This window comes from Nocardia sp. NRRL S-836 (assembly GCF_001279525.1).
Classification (GTDB): Bacteria; Actinomycetota; Actinomycetes; order Mycobacteriales; family Pseudonocardiaceae; genus Lentzea.
The window spans coordinates 1-299 of the sequence record NZ_LGDY01000066.1 but is presented as its reverse complement, the minus strand read 5'-3'; the positions used below and the strand labels follow the sequence as shown (position 1 = coordinate 299).

Here is a 299-nt window from a genome sequence, read left to right as displayed (position 1 = left end):
GATCAGGAAACGGGCTGCGAGCGCTCACGCCACGTGAGGTGCGGCAGGAAAATCTGAGACAACCGGGCGATCCCTGACCCGTACAGGATCGGGGCTCTGTCGGAGGGGGCGGGCCTCGCGCAGGCTTTTCCCCAGCGCCCGTTTGAAGGGGGGGGCCGGTCGCATCCCGATGCCCCGCCGCGGCGGGCCCGGCCGCAACGCACCGGTGCCCAGCGACTGCTCGACCGAGTCGATCACTTGTTCGACGTCGATCCCCAAGCCCCGCAACGCTTCCGCGTCCGCCTTGGTCAGCCCGCCCT

General features: G+C 70.2%; 1 pseudogene. It reads right to left on the bottom strand.

Annotated elements, in window-relative coordinates:
* Positions 1-24: 24 nt before the first annotated feature.
* Positions 25-299: pseudogene (locus ADL03_RS49465) on the bottom strand (hypothetical protein); the annotation flags it as partial.